Origin of the sequence: Achromobacter sp. Marseille-Q0513, from assembly GCF_018195695.1 — a bacterium.
Lineage (GTDB): Bacteria > Pseudomonadota > Gammaproteobacteria > Burkholderiales > Burkholderiaceae_B > Achromobacter.
This window is the reverse complement of sequence record NZ_JAGTJY010000522.1, coordinates 1-459: the sequence shown is the minus strand read 5'-3', so window position 1 is coordinate 459 and position 459 is coordinate 1. Positions and strand designations below refer to the sequence as shown.

Genomic DNA, 459 nt, shown 5'->3' with positions numbered 1-459 from the left:
GTAGACCTGCGGCACCAGCACCGACTGGACGCTGCCGTCGGCCAGCACCACGGGCTGCTCGACCAGCCACACCAGGTCGGTGGTGAGCAGCTTCTGCTGCGCGTCGGTGAGCCTCACGCCCAGCTTGATGCCCTGTTCCTGCGCGAACTTCACACCCGCGGCCAGCAGCGCCTTGTACTGGGTGTCGGAGTCGCCATAACGCTCCAGGCAGCGCTGGCCGCTGGTGGCCAGGATCTGGTCAGAGACGGCTTTTTGCTCGTAGAACCCGTCGCCCAGGCGCCGGGGCTGGCCCGAGGGCGTCAGGAACCGCGCTCCCGGCGGGATCAGCGCCTCCCAGCCGGCCAGGCTCGCCGAGCTGCCCGTGGCCGTGCCGGGCGGGCGCAGCAGCGACAGCAGATAGTCGCTGGACACATAGGGCCGCTGGCCGGTGAAGCGCGGATCGGTCGTGACGACGTAGGG

Annotated in this window: 1 protein-coding gene; it reads right to left on the bottom strand. The window is 70.2% G+C overall.

Features of this window, described 5'->3' with window-relative positions:
- On the bottom strand, positions 1 to 459 hold a 459-nt coding region (locus KDH83_RS31585; RefSeq protein WP_212323119.1), incomplete at both ends, for an S-layer family protein.